The organism is Pleionea sp. CnH1-48, assembly GCF_024124665.1.
GTDB lineage: Bacteria > Pseudomonadota > Gammaproteobacteria > Enterobacterales > Kangiellaceae > JAMXSB01.
This window is the reverse complement of the sequence record NZ_JAMXSB010000005.1, coordinates 65,322-85,601: the sequence shown is the minus strand read 5'-3', so window position 1 is coordinate 85,601 and position 20,280 is coordinate 65,322. Positions and strand designations below refer to the sequence as shown.

Genomic DNA, 20,280 nt, shown 5'->3' with positions numbered 1-20,280 from the left:
CGATGCGTTATCGTATTCTGAAAAAGGCGCTTTATAGCGCCTTTTTTTGTGCCTGCATTTCGACGGTTGCGGCAGAGTGTTTGACACCAAAGCCACATCATCTAACTCGCGCGCAGGTAACGAAAGTCATTGATGGTGATACTCTCTTACTTACGGATGGACGCCGACTGCGCATGCTATATGTCGATGCGCCTGAGTTAAATACAGCGACAAAGAAACATGCAGAGCCTTACGCCAGATCCGCTAAAAGCTGGCTGCAAAAAAGATTACCCAAAGGTTCGACTATTTACTTAGCTGTTGGTCAACGCAAAAGAGATCGCTTTAAGCGCGTGTTGGCGCAAGTGTATGATTTAGAGCGTCGCTATCTGGCCGCAGAATTGTTAGATGCCGGTTTGGCGCAACTCATCAAAATCCCTCCCGATAACTACCCTCCACAATGCTTGGTTGATGCAGAAAAACAGGCCCGAATTCATAAGAAAGCGATTTGGAACTCGAAGCTCACAGCTCCTATAGCGGCAAGCCAGCTCAAAGGCGCTGAACGAAAAGTGATAGTTGAAGGACGAGTGAGTCGACGTTGGCAAAAAGGAAAACGTTACTATTTAATGTTGGATAAACGTCTTTTGGTAAGCTTTGAGCACAGTGAATTGTTTGCTGCCTCTTTGTATGAAAAAGCGCAAAAAGATAGCAGGATAGTATTAAGAGGATTTGCTTATCGGCATGGCAGACAATGGCGTATGAAGATCAAACATGCTGCTGATGTGTTTGTACCTGAGATTGAATGAGAGAGGCGAGGAGCCTCTCTCTTAAGATTAAAAAATATTAGATGAAGGATCCGCATCCAGATCGGGCAGCGTTTCGTCCACTGGCATTTTCTCTGGTGTGTTTTCTGCTCTAAAGATTTCAAACTCGGCCTTCAGGGTATTGTTGTTGGCGAGCTTTCCTGTTTCGGGATCGATGCGTGCTCTGACAATACCGATAGGCTCAAACATAGTGCTTTGAGGCTTTCCTGCAAGGACCACTTCCATATACTTTTGCCAGATTGGCAGCGCTGCTTTACCGCCATACTCATTCGAGCCTAACGAGATTGAGTGGTCTGCAAAACCTACCCATGCGGTTGCCGCATGATCGCTGTTAAAACCCGAGAACCAAGCGTCTTTTGCGTCATTGGTCGTTCCTGTTTTTCCACCAATGTCACGACGTTTGAGTAGCGGGCTTTTAGAGTTAAAGAGTGTTCGCCAAGCGGTGCCACGATGAATGACATCGTGCATCATACTGGTAAGAATAAAGGCATTGCGTTCTTCGATGACCCGTGGAGCCATTTTATCTTTATCAATGGGCATCTCTGGAGATTGAATCAGCGGTTTGTTGCTGTCGGCAATCAACTGCAATGCTGTTTCTTCTGTTCCATCTGGCTGTTGTATGACTTCTTCTACTGTTGCCTCAGAACCTTCAGCGGGAACATCTTGCTCAGCAGCAGCTAGCGCCTGTTGCTCTAAGATTTCTTCACACTCGATACAAACCGTCATAGGTTCTTCTTTAAATAGAATATCACCGTTGGCTGACTCGATTCTTTCAATAAAATAAGGCTTTACTTGATAGCCACCATTCGCAAAAGTCGCGTAAGCTGTAGCAACTTCGAGAGGGGTAAAGCTTGCACTACCCAGACCTAACGAAGGAACAGCTTTCATGTGTGCAGCAGGTAAGCCAATTTGCTCTAGATAGTTTTTGGCAAATCTTGGAGTGATAGAACGAACCAGACGTGCAGAAATAGTATTGGTTGAATTTCTTAAGGCAACGCGCAGGCGGGTTTGTCCTTTATATCGTCCACTATCATTTTTAGGACGCCAGAAGTTTTCTGATGAAATATCTTCTTCAAATATAGGGGCGTCATTAATAATGCTGGCGGCTGTATAGCCTTTTTCGAAGGCTGCGGAATAGATAAAGGGTTTGATATTTGAGCCAGGTTGTCGACGTGCCTGAGTGACCATATTGAACTGATTTCGAGTAAAGTCAAAACCACCAACCAAGGCTTCAACGGCACCATCCTTCGGGCTAATTGATACAAAACCACCGCTTACTTCTGGGATTTGAGAGAGTTGTAATTGGTTGTTGGCAATACGAACTCTAATCACGTCACCTACTTGCAAAATATCGGCTGCTTGTTTGGGTTTGGGGCCTCGTTTGTTGGTCGAAATAAACTGACGAGCCCATGATAAGCCTTCCCAATCAATCACAGCTTGACTGCCATCAGCAAGAAAAACTGTTGCGGCTTGTTCGGCAATTTCTACAACGAGTGCAGGTGCTAAGTCAGCAACTTTAGGCAGCGTGTCTAAAAAACTTTGCCATTGTTCTGGCGACAAGTTAGCGAAGTCTGCTAGCTGAGTTTCTGCCCCGCGATAGCCATGACGACGATCATAGTCGAGTAAACTATGACGCAATGCATCTTGAGCAGTATGCTGAAGCTTAGACTCTACGGTTGTATAAACTTTAAAACCATCACTGTATGCTGCTTCACGACCAAAACGACCAATCATTTCTTGGCGAATAATTTCGGCGACAAAAGGCGCGTTGACGGAGATTTTTGCGCCATGTTTTTCTGCCGTTAAAGGCGTCGCATTGGCTTCAGTATAAGTCGCTTGATCAATATAACCTTCTGCCAACATACGTCGTAAAACATGACCGCGACGTTCTTTCGCTTTGGTTGGGTTCGAAATAGGGTTATATACCGACTCTCCTTTGGGGATACCTGCCAGTACCGCTAATTGGGGAAGTGTCAGCTCTTTTAGCTCTTTGCCATAATAAACTTGCGCAGCAGCTCCGAGGCCGTAAGCGCGGTGGCTAAAGTGAGCGAGGTTGAGAAACAGCTCCAGTATTTCGTTTTTATTCAACCGTGATTCTATCTTCCAGGCAAGAAAGATCTCGCGGAATTTACGGGTGAAGGTTCGTTTACGATGAAGGTAAACATTACGCGCTACCAGCTGAGTGATGGTACTCGCTCCCTGGCTCTTGGTACCAGTTGTGATGAGGTTCACAAATGCACGCATTACCCCCACAAAATCTACTCCAGAGTGCTCGTAAAATCGCTTATCTTCTGTTGCAATAAGAGCGTGAATAAATTCCTCGGGAACGTCACTTAGGGTGATCGGTATTCGACGATAATCACCAAACTCTGCGATTAGCTCATTATCTTTCGAAAAAATCGTCATGGGGGTTTGCAGCTTGATTTGGCCGATAGAGTCGACATTTGGCAAAGTTGGTCCAAGATTTAAATGTAAACCTGTGAACCCCATAACAATCATTAAACCGATAAGACTGATAAAATAAATGCCTTTTGAGGCGTAACGAAGTAGATATTTCATTGGCTAGAAACTATATATTTAGTGGTGCCGTAAAGATTTAGACACAGTATATCGTTTAATCGTTTCGAATGGATAACTTTTTTAGAAAAAAGGTGAAATAACGCATAGTTAGCGCTATTATTTAATGTTAAAACACACATAAATAATGTAACACTTTAAAGTTATAGGAATTTTACGCTTATGCTGGCTCAGCTAATTGGGACAAAAAAGCCCTCCGTGGTTGGACTCGATATCAGTTCGACTTCCTGCAAACTGCTGGAGTTAGGTCGCGTTGGTTCACGTTATCGTGTGGAAGCTTACGCTGTCGAACCCTTACCCCAGGAAGCCGTTTCTGAACGGGATATCCGTGACCCTGAGGCCGTAGGTGAAGCGATTAAACGCGTTTTAAGTCGCTCCAAAAGTGGACTCAAGCATGCTGCCGTCGCAGTGGCTGGGTCTGCCGTTATTACTAAAATCATTCAGATGGACAAAGGTTTGAATGATGACGATATGGAAAGTCAGATTCAGGTAGAAGCTGACCAATACATTCCTTATCCGTTAGAAGAGGTGGCGCTAGACTTCGAAGTCGTAGGTGAATCTGAAAAAGCTCCCGACAAAGTTGACGTGCTATTGGCCGCTTCTCGATCCGAAAATGTTTACAGTCGCGTTGACGCAGTTGAGTTAGGTGGCATCACCGCTCGCGTGGTTGACGTAGAGGCTTACGCCATGGAGCGAGCCTTCCGCCTGTTGGAAAATCAATTGCCCGACCAAGGTGAGGGCAAAATCATTGCGGTGGTTGATATCGGTGCCAACATGACGAGTCTCAGCGTGTTGGAAGACTTTAAAACGATATACACCCGAGAGCAGGTTTTTGGTGGCGCACAACTTACCGAAGAAATTCAACGTCGTTACGGTCTCTCTTATGAAGAAGCCGGAATGGCAAAAAAGCAAGGCGGACTGCCTGACGATTACGAGCCCGAAGTGCTCGAACCTTTCAAAGAAGCGGTGATTCAGCAAGTAAGCCGTTCTCTCCAGTTCTTTTATTCTTCCAGTCAATATAGCGAAGTAGACCATGTGGTTCTGGCCGGTGGTTGTGCTGTTATTGATGGACTGGACGATATGCTTGAAGAACGCCTTGGGGTGTCAGCGTCCATCGCCAACCCGTTTGCAGATATGTCGATAGCTTCGCGAGTGAATGCTCAGGCATTAAGTGTGGATGCGCCGTCGCTAATGATTTGTTGCGGTTTGGCATTAAGGAGTTTTGACTAATGGCAAAGATTAACCTCTTACCCTGGCGTGAAGAACTCCGCAAGGAGAAGCAGCGACAGTTCCTAAGTATTCTCAGTCTGGTCTTTGTGTTGGGCGCTGTCGGCGTATTTGCCTATCTACACTTGCTTGGACAGAAAATCGATTCGCAACGAGAGCGAAATAACTACCTGGCTAAAGAAATTAAAGCCATCGAGCGACAGATCAAAGAGATTGAAAAACTTGAAAAAGAGCGCGAGCAGTTAATTGAGCGCATGGAAATGATTGCCCGTTTGCAACGCAGCCGTCCTCAAGTGGTTCATATCTTTGACGAGTTAGTGCGTTCTATCCCAGAAGGTTTAAATCTGAAAAATATTTCTCGTGAGGGAGCAACTCTCAAATTTGAGGGGGTCGCAGAGTCATCTCAACGAGTCACCGCGTTCATGCGTAACATTACCGACTCAAAGTGGTTTTTGAAACCTGTACTCAAGGACATTACAACGGATAGTGACTTTGGGGCCAGTCGAAAACTATTTTTGTTGGTTACTAAAGAAGCGTCTGCCGAGGAAGATGAAGATGCAGCACCGGCAGAGGGAGAGTAATCAATGAGCAGTTTAAATGATTTTGATGTCAATAATCTCGACTTTAACAACATGGGCTCTTGGCCCCTGCCTGTTAAAGTTCTGACCGGAGCTATTGTTTTTGGCTTGGTCATTTTGTTGGGATATCAGTTCTTTATTAGTGATGATGAAGACACCTTGGCTCGAGAAGTGAGAAAAGAAGCCCAACTAAAGCAAGAATATGAGCAGAAATACGAGAAAGCCGTTCATCTAGAAGCTTACATAGAGCAGATGAAAAGCATTCAGTCGTCCTTCAAGACTTTACTTAAGCAATTGCCACGTTCAAGCGAAGTGGCTGGTTTGGTAGATGAAGTGACTTACGCTGCTAATGGTGCTGGTCTTGAAGTTAAAAGCATGAAGCTTAAAGAAGAGCAGGATCGTGATATCTATATCGAGAAGCCGATTGAGATTTCTGTAACAGGGAGCTATCACCAATTGGCTGAGTTTGTGAGTCGGGTTTCTAATTTACCGCGTATTGTAACTCTGCATAATTTTGAAATTACAGTTACAGATAAAGAGGTGTTTGGTGCCCCCAACGAGAAGATGTTGGTTATGAATGTGACGGCCAAAACCTATCGTTATGATGATGATCTCGAAGGAGGTGAGTGATGAAGCCGAATGCTCTTCTCTTCGCTGCAACTGCGGCTTTATTGCTTGCTGGGTGTGGCTCATCAACTGAAGATTTGGATGATTGGATCAAAACAGTTAAAGCTCGACCGGCTGGACCAACGGATCCATTGCCAGAAATCAGTCAGGCACCATCTTTCGAATACTCTGCGCAAGATATGCGCAGTCCTTTTGCCGATTTGGAGCCCGATTTAGAAGAAGTGTTAACAGAAATAGCTGAAGGTTGTGATAGCAGCGTTCAACCGGATCCTAATCGTCGTCGTGAAGATTTGGAACGATTCTCTATTGATTCAATGGAGATGGTTGGTGCGATGAGCAACGCTGGTGGTAACTGGGGGTTAATCCAAACAACTCTAGGACCAACAGAAGGCACTATTTTTAAAGTCAGTGTTGGCCAGTATCTGGGTGTTAATCATGGCCGCATTATTGATATTGATGAATTTCGTATAGCGATTGAAACCTTGGTTCCTGATGGCCAGGGCTGCTGGGAAAAACGTGTCATAAACTTGGCGTTAGACGAATAGAGTGAGATCAGGAGAAAGATGATGTTACTGGGTAAATCGGGGAGTCAAATGAATAAAATAAGCCTGACTCAAGTACTCTTTGTATGGTTAATGAGCCTTGCCTCATTGTCCGTCAGTGCTAATGAGCTATCTAAAATTGATTTTAATGTTCTTCCAGGTGATCGCGTTGAGTTGCGTTTCAAAATGTCTTCACCACCTTCAGCACCGCGTGAGTTTACGACGGAAAATCCTGCGCGTATCGCATTGGACTTTGCTGGCACTTCTGTGGCGATGGAAGACCGTTCGTTAGCCGTTGGTGTTGGTGCAACGCGCAGTGTGAGTGCTGTCGAAGCACAAGGTCGAACGCGAGTGGTCATTAACTTGGTCGAAACCACAGCTTATACTAGCCGTGTTGACGGAAATGATTATGTTGTCACTATTGGTCAGGCGAGCGGCGGTAACAGCGCTGCTTCTGCATCAACTGCAACCTCAGGAAGCACTGGCGCAGCATCAAGTTCGTCGAGTTCTTCTCGAGCAAGTGGTGAAGGTATCGCCGGAATTGATTTCCGCCGTGGTGAGCAAGGCGAAGGTCGCGTAATTATTTCTTTGAATGATCCTTCTATCGGTATCGATTTACGTCAAGAAGGACGTGAAGTTGTTGCCGATTTTGTTGGCGTAAATATCAGTAACGATTTGATTCGCAAGTTAGATGTTATTGATTTTGCGACACCAGCAAAAATCATTGAGACTAAGCGTGTTGGCAGCAACGTTCGCGTGAGCATCCAAACGGTTAATGAGTTTGAGTTTCTAGCCTATCAGACCGATGGTATCTACACCATTGAGTTAAAACCACTGACAGAAGAAGAAGTTGAGCGCAAACGTTTGAGCGAGCCTCAATACACTGGCGAGCGCATGTCTTTGACCTTCCAGGACATTTCGGTGCGTGCAGTACTGCAGTTAATCTCGGATGTAAATAAGCTTAACTTGGTGACCAGTGACACGGTTGCAGGTTCTATTACCTTACGTTTGAACAATGTACCTTGGGATCAGGCGTTAGATATTATCTTGAAAACGAAAGGTTTGGATAAGCGTCAAAACGGTAACGTGATGCTGATTGCTCCAGCCGATGAAATCGCCGCTCGAGAAGCTTTAGAACTTCAATCTGAGCAGCAGGTTGAACAGCTATCGCCACTGCGCAGTGAATTTGTTCAGGTTAACTACGCCAAAGCAGCGACTTTGTCAGAAATTATTCAAGGTGAGAAAACTTCTTTCCTTTCTGATCGCGGAAGTATCACCATCGATGAGAGAACCAATACTTTGCTGGTTCGTGATACTGCTCGAAAATTAGACGAAATACGCCAGTTGGTAAGAGCGCTTGATGTACCTGTTCGCCAGGTAATGATTGAATCTCGAATTGTTGTTGCTGATGATGGTGTTGGTAAAAGCATCGGTGCGCGTTTTGGTGTTTCTTCTCAGCTTAACAGCAACGAAGTTTTCACCACTGGTAACTTGGATGCTATTCACTCAACTCAGGCCAGTGGTTTAGGTTTCCCTATCGGTAGTATTCCAATGACAGATACAGCGTTGACCACTATCGAAGATAACTTAAATGTTAATCTTCCTGTTGCTAATCCTGCAGGACAGATTGGTTTAACCTTTGCTCGATTGGCTGATGGCATTATCTTAGATGCTGAATTATCTGCTTTAGAAAGTGAAAACCGCAGTGAAGTTATTGCTTCTCCAAAAGTTGTGACGGCTAATCAGAAAGAAGCTTACATCGAAGCTGGTGAAGAAATACCCTATTTAGAGCAATCTTCTGCTGGTAATACAAATATTTCTTTCAAAAAGGCCGTACTTAGTTTAAAAGTAACCCCTCAAATCACTCCAGATGATAGAATCATTCTTGATTTACAAGTTAATCAGGACACTCGTGGTGAAGTGATCTTGAGCAATGGTGCTCCTTCTATTAATACGCGAGAAGTTGGAACCCAGGTATTGGTTGAAAACGGTGAAACTGTTGTTCTAGGTGGTATTTATCAGCAGCGAACCAATAAAGACGTATCTAAAGTTCCTTTGCTGGGCGACCTTCCTGGCATCGGTGTTCTCTTCCGTCGCATAGAAGAAAGTGAAGCAAAAAGTGAATTGTTGATATTTGTGACTCCAAAAATCATTAAAGAAGGGGTAAGATAGACCCCAAAAAATGGCGCAAGAACCCGCCTAGTGCGGGTTCTTGTATTTATGAGAGGTAAATATCTAACAATTTCAATTGTTTAGGGTTAAGTTGTTAATAAGCGATGAAAAATAAACGCAATGTATTCCTTGTTGGTCCTATGGGTGCTGGTAAAACAACCATAGGAAAACAGTTAGCCGAACTCCTAAAGCTTGAATTTATTGACTCTGATCAGGAATTGGAACGCCGTACTGGTGCTCCAATCGATTGGATATTCGATATTGAAGGTGAAGAAGGGTTTCGAGAAAGAGAACAAAAGGTAATCGAAGAGTTAACTTCGAGTCAGGGCATTGTACTTGCTACTGGTGGTGGCGCGATTTTACGCAAAGAAAACCGCATCCATCTGGCAGGTCGTGGTGTCGTTATTTATCTTGAAGCATCGATCGAACAGCAAATGGAAAGGACTCGTCGAGACAAACGACGACCATTGTTACAAAGCGGCGATCCTGAGGATACGCTGGTGTCGTTAATGGATGAACGCGATCCTATGTATCGTGAAATTGCTGACTATGTGGTGGCTACGACAGATAACACAGTGAAATCGGTTGCTAACCATATAGCCGAATTGATTCTGCAAAATTAAGTTATGCCTATCGAGGGATTAAAGCAGGTTACTGTCCACACAGAAGATTGTCATTACCCAATTTTTATTGGAAGTGACCTGTTTGATTCTGAACTCTCCCTCTCTTCTTATATCGTTTCTCCGCAAGTTCTGCTGGTATCCAATGAAACGGTGGCTCCTTTGTATCTGGAGCATGTCAAAAATCTCATTGATGGTGACGTATCTGTCTACTTGATGCCCGATGGTGAGGAGCATAAATCTTTTGCCACGTTTTCGAGTTTGATGGACTCGTTGATTGAGGGGAACTTCCGTCGAAATGCGACCTTGATTGCCTTAGGTGGTGGTGTGGTTGGCGATATGACGGGGTTTGTTGCTGCTTGTTATCAGCGCGGTGTGCCTTTTATTCAGGTGCCTACCTCTTTGCTGGCGATGGTTGACTCCTCTGTGGGGGGCAAGACAGCCATTAATCACCCTCAAGCGAAGAATATGGTCGGGGCTTTTTATCAGCCTCAGGCTGTTTTTATCGAGCTGAACTTTCTCGACTCACTACCGCCAAGAGAATATCGGGCTGGGCTTGCGGAAGTCGTAAAATATGGCCTGATCGATGACTTCTCGCTGTTTACCTATATCGAAGATAACATCACTGCCATTAATGCTCGAGATAAGCAGGTGCTTGCAACTCTTGTTGAGCGTTGCTGTCAAATTAAAGCAAAAGTGGTAGGGCTCGATGAGAAAGAGTCCGGTATTCGGGCGATCTTGAATTTGGGGCACACCTTTGGCCACGCCATAGAAAAAGTCGGTCGATACAAAGATTATGTACATGGTGAAGCGGTTGCTATTGGTACCTGCATGGCCTTTGACCTGGCGGTCAAATTGGGGCAAATTGATAGTGGATACGCTCTGCGGGTAGAAAAGCTGTTTGAGAGTTTGGGCTTAGCAACTCATGTTGAAGTTGAGTACGATGCCGAAGAGATTATGCGAGCAATGCAATTAGACAAAAAAAATCTAAGTGAACGCATTCGCTTAATTCTTCCTGCCGCAGAAGGCCGTGTTGAAATTGTTGATACTGTTGATATAGAAAAAATAAAAAGCGTAGTCATTAACAAACTCAAGGAGTGAGATCTTCATGGGCAAACAAGTTTCGACCTTTCGACAAATGATAGAGCTTAGTCAGCGTATGTCGCTCGACTCGCAGAAAACCTTGTGCGAAAGACTTGAGCATTATTCTGTATATTCTGATCGCATCATCGCTTTAAAAGGGGCTCCTGGAACGGGACGCTCGACTTTACTTAGCTTATTAATAGAAGCCATTGAGCCACCTATAGCCGTTGCCAAGCTGACTGCAGAAGATCATTTTCAGCAAACTTTTGCTGATCAGCTGTCATTGAACGAGATGGATACTGAGCAGGACTACGGCGACTTTTTAGCGTCGATTCCTGAGTCAAAAGAAGTATTGCTACTTATTGATGAAGCTGATTACCTGCCAGACGAGTTGTTATTTGCTCTTGATGAGAAAGTGAAGTCTGACACTTTTCATTGTGTGGTCGTAGTTAATGAGCACATGGATAAGGACAGTTGGTACCTCCAACACCATGAACAGGTTTTAGAGTTACTGGTCCCTACCATTAGCGACGATGAAGCGGTCGGGCTCATTGCTCACAAAATGCAGCTGTCTGATAGCCAGTTATTGTTAATCGTTGACGAAAAGAAAGTGGATAACATTGTCAGACAGTGTAACGGTAATATCGGTTTATTAACTGAAGCTGCGGAAGAATTGTCGGCCCAATTAAACCGTCAGCAGGCTACCGCATCCAAAGCAGAACCCACTGCTAATCTAATTCGTGGAGCTGGTTTTGTTGCAATAGCCGTATTATTGGCCTTGGTGTTGATTTTTCAGGATTCGGTTAACCAGTTATTTAAAGCTGAAGAAGCGAAACCTGTTGTTGATACTCCTGTGATTGAAGATAAAGCCAGTGAGCCTGAAGAGGTTGTTGCGCTAGCAACAGACTCCGAAACCTCTGATGTTGAGAAAGAATCTCTGGCGGCTACTAGCTGGCGTGACCAAAGTGTTGCGGACCAAGAAACAAAGACAGCAGCAGACGAGGCTACGACACAGGCGCGGGATAACACTGGCAACGCGAATGTAGTACAGAATGCTATTGTTGATGAACCGTCACAACCTAGTGAGCAGACGGTGCCTCAAGACAGTACAGCGACACAGCCTACTGAGCAATTGCCATCCAAGCCATCATCAATGCCTCCCCCCAAACAAAGACTGGTTCCCCCGATTGATGATCCTGTGGTTGACTCTTTGCCTGTTCAAACAAAGCCAGCAGAATCCAAGCCTGCAACAGGATATTCGCTTACTGCGATGGAAAAAGAACTGTTAACGGTCGGTGATGCCGGTGCCTTGATTCAAGTGGCTGGTTTTAGCGAATTGAAAAATGTAGAGACGTTTCTACAAGCACATCAAAATCAGGGCAATCTTCAGTTTTATCGCACCCTGCGCAATAACAAGCTGTGGTTTGTGGTGGTCGTTGGTCCTTATTCATCTATGGATGAGGCTCGTAATCAACGTGGACAACTGGTTGCAGCGCTACAAAAATCAAAGCCCTGGGTGAAAAGCATGCAACAGGTAAAGAGCGAGATCCGTCAGCTAACTACCGCTCGTCGCTAAATCTAATAAGTGAGTATCTTCCTCTGTCATTCAAAAATACAAAGGGGAGCGCTTACTCACCGCAATCACTTAATTATCTTGGCTCAGTGCCCCTGTTTGCGGCTTGCCTGTACTATGAAATACTTTGGGTATTGATGCCTTTTCTGGTGTAAAATAGCGCATCTTAAAACAGTCAGCGATGTACTGTTTGTCTTTAAGTGGAGTTCCTGAAAGTGACAAAATTAAAAAATGATCGTTATCTACGAGCTGCATTAGGTCAGCCTGTTGATTACACGCCTGTTTGGATGATGCGTCAGGCGGGGCGCTATTTGCCAGAGTATCGTGAATTACGAGCAGAAGCAGGCAGCTTTATGGCTTTGGCGACTAACCCGGAGTTAGCATGCGAAGTCACTTTACAGCCTTTGCGTCGATTTGATCTGGATGCGGCGATTCTGTTTTCTGATATTTTGACTATCCCTGATGCGATGGGATTGGGACTGCACTTTGTTCAGGGAGAAGGCCCTGCTTTCGAAAAGCCTGTACGCACAAAAGCAGATGTTGAAGCCTTGTTCGTACCCGACCCTGCAGACAAGCTGAAGTATGTTACCGATGCGGTTTCTGTGATCCGCAAAGAGCTGGATGGCAAAGTGCCTTTGATTGGATTTTCAGGCAGCCCGTGGACATTGGCGACTTACATGATTGAGGGCGGGGCGACTAAAAACTTTTCTGTCATCAAAGAGATGATGTTTAGTGCGCCTGAGTTGTTGCATCAAGTGCTCAGTGTTTTGGCTGACTCTGTGGTTGAGTACTTAAATGCACAAATCGAAGCCGGTGCACAGGCTGTTATGATTTTTGATACCTGGGGTGGTGTGTTAACTCCCAGAGATTACCGTGCTTTTTCATTGGATTATATGGCGCGAATTGTTGATGGCCTCAAGCGTGAGAACGAAGGGCGCCAGGTTCCAGTTACTTTGTTCACTAAAAACGGTGGCCAATGGCTGGATCAAATGGCTGCAACAGGATGTGATTGTCTTGGTGTCGACTGGACAACAAATTTGGCTGACGCTCGTGAACGCGTTGCTGGTAAGGTCGCTTTGCAGGGCAATATGGACCCATCCGTGCTCTATGGTTCTCCTGAGCGCATTCGTGAAGAGGTCGCGACGATTTTAGCCAGTTATGGTAAAGGCTCTGGTCACGTATTTAATCTGGGGCATGGTATCCATCCAACGGTCAATCCTGAACACGCTAAAGTGTTTGTTGATGCTATCCACGAACTCAGTAAACCTTATCATCAGTGATTGTAGAGTCTCAGTTTAAACCCCTGTCTTTATTGGCTAACCGACATTTACAAACGTTGGTTGGCCCGCTCTTTGTGCCTGTTACTCACCAACCTGAGCAGTGGCAGTCTATTGCGTTAGAAGACGATGATTTTCTTGAGCTGGCCTGGTTTGGACTGGAGGCCCAAGGACCTCTGCTTGCTATTGCTCATGGACTGGAGGGGAGTTACGAGTCTCACTATATCCAACGAGTGTTAAGTCGATTGCTGCCAGCAAATTGGCAAGTGGTGGTGATGCACTTTCGTAGTTGTGGCCCTACGATGAACAAAAAAATGCGCAGCTACCACTCTGGATCGAGCGATGACTTAGATAAGGCACTGGAGTTTATTAGTGCGCGTCAACCTGGCCGAGAGCTCTTTGCCTTAGGCTTTTCTCTTGGCGGCAATGTGTTGCTTAATTGGCTAGGTGAGAACCCAAAACAAAAGCTTTTGCGCGCAGCTATGGCGGTGTCGGTACCGCTATTGTTGCATGAGTGTGCAAGCACTATGGAGCGCGGATTTGCTCGAATCTATCAAAAGCACCTTATTGATTCTTTAAAGAAAAAATCGCAGCTAAAACTCGACTTGGCATTGCCTGGTTATGAGATGATTGCGGCGGCCGATATTCATCAACTGGATACCTTCTGGCAGTTTGACGATCAGATCACGGCCCCTTTGCATGGATTTGATGGGGTACATGACTATTACCTACGAGCTTCCAGCTTTTATAAGCTCCCTGCTATCGAAACGCCGACTTTAATATTGCACGCTCAAGACGACCCCTTTATGTCAGAAAAAGTCATACCGGAAAGCCAGTGGCTAAGTGCTTCAACGGTGATGGAGGTGAGTCAGTCTGGAGGTCATGTGGGCTTCATTGATCAAACGCGTTTGCAAGGCGATTGCTTTTTAGCTCGCCGTGTTCAGAACTTCTTTCATCGCTTCTTCTAAACCCTGCTAATCAGTTTCCTAAATCCTGAGGGTGTCCATTTAGGACAAATCTAAACGGCTGTTTTAATTACTATTGTTTCCAATCTCTTAAGTCGCTAAAGTGAAGCCATGTTCTTATAACGGCTTGCGAACCCTATGGTACAACGAAGAGAGTTATTGAAGTGGACGCTTACTAGTGCATCACTGCTTTGTGGTGGTGTGATCGTTAATCAATACTGGCAGTCAGAAGATTATGAGCAACTGCTTGAGGACGAGCATTCTTATGGTTTTTTGCAACAGGAAGATCGCATCATTTTACTGGCCTTGGCTCCTGTCATTCTTGGCCCTTCGTTGCTGCAAAACTGGCAGCAGAAGCGTGTCCCTCTTAGCCGGATGACGAAGAATGTTGATCTAGCGATAGGGTTTCTTCCTGCAAGAACTCAGCAAGAATTGAGAGAATTGTTTGATCTTCTATGGAACCGCCTAGGTAAGCTGCTCTTAGCGGGTGTATGGGCATCGTGGAGTTCTGCTAGCCAAAACACCTTGAATGACTTTTTGACGGGATGGCGCGAAAGCTGGTTGCCGTTACTCAATTCTGGTTACCTGGGGATTCAGCAACTGGTTATGGCTGCTTATTACAGCGAAAAGCCAAGTTGGGAAATGTGTGGTTATGATGGACCTTGGGAGCTTTAACGATGATGGATCTTAAACAACACGTAAATCATCAAGATTTAAGCCGTGGTGAGGCACCTAAGGTTTTAGAAGCTGATGTGATTGTTGTCGGTACCGGTGCTGGTGGCGGTATGGTTGCCGACATCTTGTCTCAATCGGGCTTGCGCTTGATTATGTTGGAAGAAGGGCCGTTAAAAACGGCCCAAGATTTCAAGATGAAAGAAGCTATTGCTTATCCGGATCTTTATCAGGAAGCCATGGCTCGACGTACCAAAGACAAAGCGATTTCTATATTGCAGGGACGCAGCGTCGGTGGTTCAACAACCGTCAACTGGACCAGCAGTTTTAGAACACCTGAACAGACTTTGTCGTACTGGCAGCACGAGTTCGGTTTAACAAGGCTGACACCTGATTCTATGGCACCCTGGTTTGAGCGCGCCGAAAAACAACTCAATATCACTCCTTGGGCTATTCCACCCAATCAGAATAATCAGGTTTTAATGGATGGGGCTAAGGCATTGGGCTGGAAGGCTGAAATCATTCCTCGTAATGTAAAAGGCTGCGCCAATCTGGGCTATTGTGGTATGGGGTGTCCAATCGGCGCCAAGCAATCCATGTTGGTTACCACGATTCCTGCGGCCATGGAGCGAGGGGCTCATCTTTATTCTCGTACCCGTTGCGAACGTCTGATTCAGCGCGCGGGCCGTATCGAACAGGTCGATATCAGGGCTATGGATAATAATGGGCAACCGACAGATAGAGTCTACCGCCTAAAAGCCAACCACATTATTTTAGCGGGCGGTGCAATCGGCTCGCCTGCGGTCATGTTACGCAGCGAACTTGAAGATCCTCATCAACGCATTGGTCGTCGAACTTTTTTGCATCCTGTTGCTGCGACTGTTGCAGATATGAAGCAAAGAGTTGATCCCTATAGTGGCGCGCCTCAAAGCGTTTATAGTGATGAATTTTTATGGCGAGATGGAGTCTCGGGAAAAGTGGGGTATAAATTGGAAGTTCCGCCTATTCATCCTGTTCTGGGCAGTTCGATCATCCCGTTTCATGGCCTGGAACACGCAAAAATCATGGCTGGGCTGCCTCATATGCATGCATCGTTGGCGTTGATGAGAGATGGTTTTCACCATGGCAGTGTTGGTGGACAGGTTGAGCTGGATGATTATCTGGCGCCCGTATTGGATTATCCGGTGACCGATTATTTATGGGAAGGGGTAACTCATGCCATGCTGACGATGGCGGAGTTGCAATTTGCAGCTGGCGCCAAACGGGTTCGTCCAATGCATATGGATGCCCCCTGGGTTAATAGCTGGTCTGAAGCACAGCAGCAAATTCGAGCGTTAACACAGAAAAATATTCGTACCCTATTGTTCTCTGCCCACGTAATGGGGGGCTGTGGCATGGGGGATAAGCTAGAAAACAGCGTAGTTAACGAGCAAGGACGTTTCCATCATCTGGACAATTTGTGGGTTATGGATGGTTCCATTTTGCCTACCAGTTTGGGGGTGAATCCTCAATTAACGTTATATGCGTTGATCAGCCGACTGGCAACTGGCTTCGCTGAAAGTGTAAAATAGGGAATACTGATGCAAAGTGGCAGCAGGTAAGGCCGAATCTTGCCTGCTGTTGATACTTGGAATGATTTTATTATGAAAATAGCATTGTATCCTGGAACCTTCGATCCCATGACAAATGGGCATGCTGATCTGGTGGCCCGGGCTGCTAAAATCTTTGATAAAGTGATTGTGGCTGTTGCCGAAAATCCTGGCAAAGGGCCTTTGTTTAGTGTTGATGAGCGTGTCGATATGGTGCAACGCTCATTAACCCATGTTTCAGGCGTAGAAGTCTGTGGATTTTCTGGATTGCTGGTGGATTTTGCTCGGCAGCATAATGCTCAGGCCTTATTGCGGGGCTTGCGAGCGGTCTCCGATTTTGAGTATGAATTCCAGTTGGCGAATATGAATCGTCGATTACACCCTGAGCTGGAGAGCATATTTTTGACGCCTGGTGAGGCAAATTCGTTTATTTCATCTACCTTGGTAAGAGAAGTTGCGCGATTAGGCGGCAATATTGATGAATTTGTTCCTCCTTATGTAGCAGAGCAACTGCATAAGAAGTTTAATCGCACATCAAGCTAAAGCGAGCAGATCTTCTAACCCAGGCCTTTTAAGATGCAGCCACATCGCTTCGTTTTAAAAGGCGACAAGTATTAATGTCGGTTTGGCATTTGCATTATTAAAATAGAGCAGTACAATACGCGACCAGTGCGTATTGCAGTGAGAGTTGCGCGATGTCTTTGATTATTACTGATGAATGCATCAATTGTGATGTATGTGAGCCTGAGTGCCCTAATGAGGCGATTTCTCAAGGCGAAGAAATTTACGAAATTGATCCGGACAAATGTACGGAATGTGTTGGTCATTATGAGGAGCCCCAATGCCAATTGGTGTGTCCTGTTGATTGCATTCCGTTGGATCCTGAGAATGAAGAAACCAAAGAGCAGCTGATTGTTAAATATGAGAAGCTGACAGGAGAGTCTTTTAGTTAACTCTCTTTCTTAGTGATTGAAAAGGCCGATATTTATCGGCCTTTTTCGTTTTTATGACTTTCTTCTATATTTAGTGATACGAAAAATAAAAAATCAGGAAGGAAGTGTTTCATGCGCATAATGAGCTTGCTTTGGTGTGTCGTCGGATTTTCTATATTACTCGATGGTATAGGTATTCTCATTGGCTCAGCTTCGCTTTCCTTTGTGCTTATAAAGAATCTGATTTTCTTGGTCGTTTTATTCATTGGTGGTCATTTGTGGCTGTATGCTCCACTAACTCATTTATTTAATAAAAGTCGTATGAGTGAGGATTACAAAGTGGATTTGGCTTTACGGCTGGAGCCTGAGCACTCTGGTCCCTTTTTTGGCAAACTCTTTGAGCAGCAGAATGAACAATGGAACGAAGCGGATAAGTTGATGCAGTCGGTTTTGGGCTCTATTTCTCGTTTTGTCCCGATTTCTGAAGGTGTTAGAGACAACCAGATTGAGTTTGAACAGATGGCGCTGATTAATGGGATCCGTAATGAAGAGATATTTACCGGATTAAAGAAAATATTGGCATCGAATCATGTCGTCCAGGCTGATGTGGGAGAGGCGTTCCGTAGCATTGGTGAAGAAAAAGAGCTGGTCACTAGTGCTCGGGAGGTTATTGAGCAGGCTGTAGATAGTATCAATTTACTGGTTGAGAATGTTAGGGAGGCTGGGGCTCAGATTGCCAGTCTTAAGGAGGCCAGCGAAGAGATTGATGGGATCATTCAAGTCATCAATGCCATTGCAGAGCAAACCAATTTATTAGCTCTTAATGCCGCCATTGAAGCCGCTCGAGCGGGGGAATCTGGTCGTGGTTTTGCTGTTGTGGCAGACGAAGTTAGACAACTGGCTACGCGGACTCATGAATCAACTTTAGAAGTCCGAGATAATATTGAGCGCATCCAAACGCTGACTCAATCGGCCTATGACTGTATGAACCGAGGTGAATCGATTTCTGAAGAAGCGGTTCAGCATACTAAAAGCTCTCACAGCCATCTGGCTGAGATTTTTGAAGCTCTGAATCGGGTCAATTCGACCGCCGAACATATTAAATCTTCTGCTGAAAAAGAATATATGGAAACCGAGCAGGTGATTGCCTCTATTGAGGGGCTAGAGCGCCTTAACTCGGTATTGCAGGATAAGGCTAAGGAATCCACTCTGACGGCCGACGACATGATTAATTTGTTTCGTGTCATTAGTGACAAAATGCAGTCCATCGGGCTTTCAAAACGCGAGCAGGATACTTCGATGCGTACCAAACGACGGGTCACTGAATCGACGGAATCAAAGTCGTCTGGCGTTGAATTGTTTGTTTCATCGTAGAGTCATGACATTAGCTGAGGCATAATAAGCTTAATAGCATTATCTAAACGATGGATACACGAGCATGTCACAAGTGCTTTCGGATTGGCTTTCGGAACGTCCTTTTACCTTAACCCTGTCTTCTGGCTTTTTTGGTTTTTTTGCTCATACCGGGGTGCTAACTGCATTACTGGAGCGCGATTTGGTTCCTCATCGGCTTACAGGGTCGAGCGCTGGAGCATTAGTCGCAGGATGTTGGGCATCCGGTGCCGATATTTCTTTGATGAAACAAAAGTTATTTGCTCTACAAAAGCAGGATTTCTGGGACCCTTTTCCTGGTCTTGGATTATTACGCGGGCACAAATTTCGTCAGCTTTTGGGGGAGCTTTTGCAGTGTCGCACTTTTGCTGATTGCAAAGTGCCTCTGGCGGTATCGGCCTGGAATGGTCTATCGCAAAAAACAGAAGTGCTAACAGAAGGTGAACTGGTGACGGCAATTTATGCTTCATGCGCAGTCCCTTTTCTCTTTCAGCCTGTTTGGATAAAGGGTAAGCCCATGTGGGATGGTGGTATTAAAGATCGTCATGGGCTTGCTGCGACAGACTCGCAAGAAAGGGTGCTTTATCACCACCTTTCTTCTCGTTCACCTTGGCGAAGCAAAAACAGTCGTTCTTTAAAAATGCCTGTAAGGGATAATTTGACGGCACTAGCTATTCACGGGCTACCCAGATCGGGGCCGGACAAATTGGCTGTTGGTCCTGAGGCTTATCAGAAGGCCTACGAAAGCACCCTTAAAGCGCTGGATATGCCCTTGGATAATCAGCGGCACATTGAATTAGGCGTTGCCTGATCCTTAATTAAGATGAAAAGGTTCCATATGGAAGTCGACGACATAAAGACCTGCCATCTGAACCCAGCCGCGATAGCGGTGTTCTCGAGTTGAAGTGAACTCAAACTCGTACTTTCGAAACCAGCGCATCTTGTCATTGGCGTCTTTGGCGAACCATTGACGTGACAGTGCGATAGTACCGTCGAGCAGTTCAACATCGGCTTTGTAGCAATGTTTTAGACATTCTTCATAGGCTTTTTCTTTAATCTGTTGGCTACGCCACCAGTAATAAATTAACACACCAAGAAAGAGTAAGAATAAAACACGAAACATAGTTGAAATGTCTTTTGTGAGCTAGAGAGGAGAGTGCCAGCTTAATGCTGGCACAGAGAGCTGATTACTTATTAGGCAAGCGTGCAACGATTGGAGAAGAGATGCCTGCTTCTCGAACACCATCAACAACACTCACTAAGGTTTCTACACCTGCTTCTTCGTGAGCCTGGATGATAACAACAGTTTTAGGGTTTTCTGCTCGCTTACGCTCGATATTCGCCTGAACAGCACCGACATCAATGATACGGCCTTCCATTCGAATTTCGCTTAAATCGGTAATCTCGATGGCTACAGGAGCGCTTGGGTTATCGGTTTGCTCCGACTGATTGTTAGATGGGCGGCTCATATTAATCGTATTTTCTTTAACGAAAGACGTGGTAACGATAAAGAAAATCAACATGATGAAGACGATATCCAACATGGGAGTCATGTCTACATTAGCTTCATCTTGATCATCGCGATGTCTACGCATTGCTTTTCCTTTCTGACAACTGTAAGTGAAAGTCGTTGATTAATTGATGTTTCAAATTA

Annotated in this window: 20 protein-coding genes; 17 read left to right on the top strand and 3 right to left on the bottom strand. The window is 45.3% G+C overall.

Annotated elements, in window-relative coordinates:
- Window positions 1–2 precede the first annotated feature (2 nt).
- Window positions 3–782, top strand: a complete 780-nt coding sequence (locus tag NH399_RS09225; RefSeq protein WP_253039302.1) for a thermonuclease family protein — start codon at window positions 3–5, stop codon at window positions 780–782.
- A gap of 27 nt (window positions 783–809) precedes the next feature.
- Here NH399_RS09225 and NH399_RS09220 read toward each other — a convergent pair whose 3' ends face one another.
- A complete protein-coding gene (locus NH399_RS09220) occupies window positions 810–3,359 on the bottom strand; it encodes a penicillin-binding protein 1A (protein WP_253039300.1) in 2,550 nt (849 codons plus the stop codon).
- A gap of 183 nt (window positions 3,360–3,542) precedes the next feature.
- Between NH399_RS09220 and NH399_RS09215 the strand changes: the two genes are divergently transcribed.
- From NH399_RS09215 to NH399_RS09140, 16 genes are all read left to right on the top strand, one after another.
- The gene (locus NH399_RS09215) at window positions 3,543–4,607 is read left to right on the top strand and encodes a pilus assembly protein PilM (RefSeq protein ID WP_371876070.1); all 1,065 of its coding nucleotides are present in this window, start codon (window positions 3,543–3,545) and stop codon (window positions 4,605–4,607) included.
- Window positions 4,607–5,185, top strand: coding sequence for a PilN domain-containing protein (locus NH399_RS09210; protein WP_253039296.1), 579 nt, complete (start codon window positions 4,607–4,609; stop codon window positions 5,183–5,185). Before NH399_RS09215 ends, NH399_RS09210 begins: the two co-directional genes overlap by 1 nt.
- A gap of 3 nt (window positions 5,186–5,188) precedes the next feature.
- The gene (locus tag NH399_RS09205; RefSeq protein WP_253039295.1) at window positions 5,189–5,812 is read left to right on the top strand and encodes a type 4a pilus biogenesis protein PilO; all 624 of its coding nucleotides are present in this window, start codon (window positions 5,189–5,191) and stop codon (window positions 5,810–5,812) included.
- On the top strand, window positions 5,812–6,354 hold the full coding sequence (locus NH399_RS09200) for a pilus assembly protein PilP (protein ID WP_253039293.1): 543 nt from the start codon (window positions 5,812–5,814) through the stop codon (window positions 6,352–6,354). Before NH399_RS09205 ends, NH399_RS09200 begins: the two co-directional genes overlap by 1 nt.
- Window positions 6,355–6,402: 48 nt before the next feature.
- Window positions 6,403–8,523 carry a type IV pilus secretin PilQ gene (gene pilQ, locus NH399_RS09195; protein WP_253039292.1) on the top strand — a complete coding sequence of 707 codons (2,121 nt, stop codon included), beginning with the start codon at window positions 6,403–6,405 and terminating at the stop codon, window positions 8,521–8,523.
- Window positions 8,524–8,627: 104 nt separating this feature from the next.
- Entirely contained in the window at window positions 8,628–9,146 is a 519-nt protein-coding gene (gene aroK, locus NH399_RS09190; protein ID WP_253039290.1) for a shikimate kinase AroK, read from the top strand.
- A 3-nt stretch (window positions 9,147–9,149) separates the two neighbouring features.
- The gene (gene aroB / locus NH399_RS09185) at window positions 9,150–10,244 is read left to right on the top strand and encodes a 3-dehydroquinate synthase (protein ID WP_253039280.1); all 1,095 of its coding nucleotides are present in this window, start codon (window positions 9,150–9,152) and stop codon (window positions 10,242–10,244) included.
- 7 nt (window positions 10,245–10,251) lie between these two features.
- Window positions 10,252–11,802 carry an SPOR domain-containing protein gene (locus tag NH399_RS09180; RefSeq protein ID WP_253039278.1) on the top strand — a complete coding sequence of 517 codons (1,551 nt, stop codon included), beginning with the start codon at window positions 10,252–10,254 and terminating at the stop codon, window positions 11,800–11,802.
- A 212-nt stretch (window positions 11,803–12,014) separates the two neighbouring features.
- Complete coding sequence (hemE, locus tag NH399_RS09175; RefSeq protein WP_253039268.1) at window positions 12,015–13,079, top strand: uroporphyrinogen decarboxylase; 1,065 nt, start codon at window positions 12,015–12,017, stop codon at window positions 13,077–13,079.
- Entirely contained in the window at window positions 13,076–14,044 is a 969-nt protein-coding gene (locus NH399_RS09170; RefSeq protein ID WP_253039266.1) for a hydrolase, read from the top strand. The genes hemE and NH399_RS09170 overlap by 4 nt, the downstream gene beginning before the upstream one ends.
- Window positions 14,045–14,200: 156 nt before the next feature.
- Window positions 14,201–14,716, top strand: a complete 516-nt coding sequence (locus tag NH399_RS09165) for a hypothetical protein (protein ID WP_253039264.1) — start codon at window positions 14,201–14,203, stop codon at window positions 14,714–14,716.
- 2 nt (window positions 14,717–14,718) lie between these two features.
- The gene (locus NH399_RS09160) at window positions 14,719–16,284 is read left to right on the top strand and encodes a GMC family oxidoreductase (RefSeq protein ID WP_253039262.1); all 1,566 of its coding nucleotides are present in this window, start codon (window positions 14,719–14,721) and stop codon (window positions 16,282–16,284) included.
- Window positions 16,285–16,356: 72 nt separating this feature from the next.
- Entirely contained in the window at window positions 16,357–16,845 is a 489-nt protein-coding gene (gene coaD, locus NH399_RS09155; protein ID WP_253039260.1) for a pantetheine-phosphate adenylyltransferase, read from the top strand.
- A gap of 152 nt (window positions 16,846–16,997) precedes the next feature.
- Entirely contained in the window at window positions 16,998–17,255 is a 258-nt protein-coding gene (locus tag NH399_RS09150; protein WP_253039254.1) for a YfhL family 4Fe-4S dicluster ferredoxin, read from the top strand.
- A gap of 111 nt (window positions 17,256–17,366) precedes the next feature.
- Window positions 17,367–18,608, top strand: coding sequence for a methyl-accepting chemotaxis protein (locus tag NH399_RS09145; RefSeq protein ID WP_253039253.1), 1,242 nt, complete (start codon window positions 17,367–17,369; stop codon window positions 18,606–18,608).
- 64 nt (window positions 18,609–18,672) lie between these two features.
- Window positions 18,673–19,437, top strand: a complete 765-nt coding sequence (locus NH399_RS09140) for a patatin-like phospholipase family protein (RefSeq protein WP_253039250.1) — start codon at window positions 18,673–18,675, stop codon at window positions 19,435–19,437.
- Between the two features lie 3 nt (window positions 19,438–19,440).
- Here the strand turns inward: NH399_RS09140 and NH399_RS09135 are convergent, their stop codons facing one another.
- Together NH399_RS09135 and NH399_RS09130 are read right to left on the bottom strand one after the other, a co-directional pair.
- Window positions 19,441–19,749, bottom strand: coding sequence for a DUF3301 domain-containing protein (locus NH399_RS09135; RefSeq protein ID WP_253039248.1), 309 nt, complete (start codon window positions 19,747–19,749; stop codon window positions 19,441–19,443).
- Window positions 19,750–19,813: 64 nt separating this feature from the next.
- Window positions 19,814–20,221 (bottom strand): biopolymer transporter ExbD, encoded by a 408-nt coding sequence (locus tag NH399_RS09130; protein WP_253039246.1) that lies wholly within the window; start codon window positions 20,219–20,221, stop codon window positions 19,814–19,816.
- Window positions 20,222–20,280: the final 59 nt, after the last annotated feature.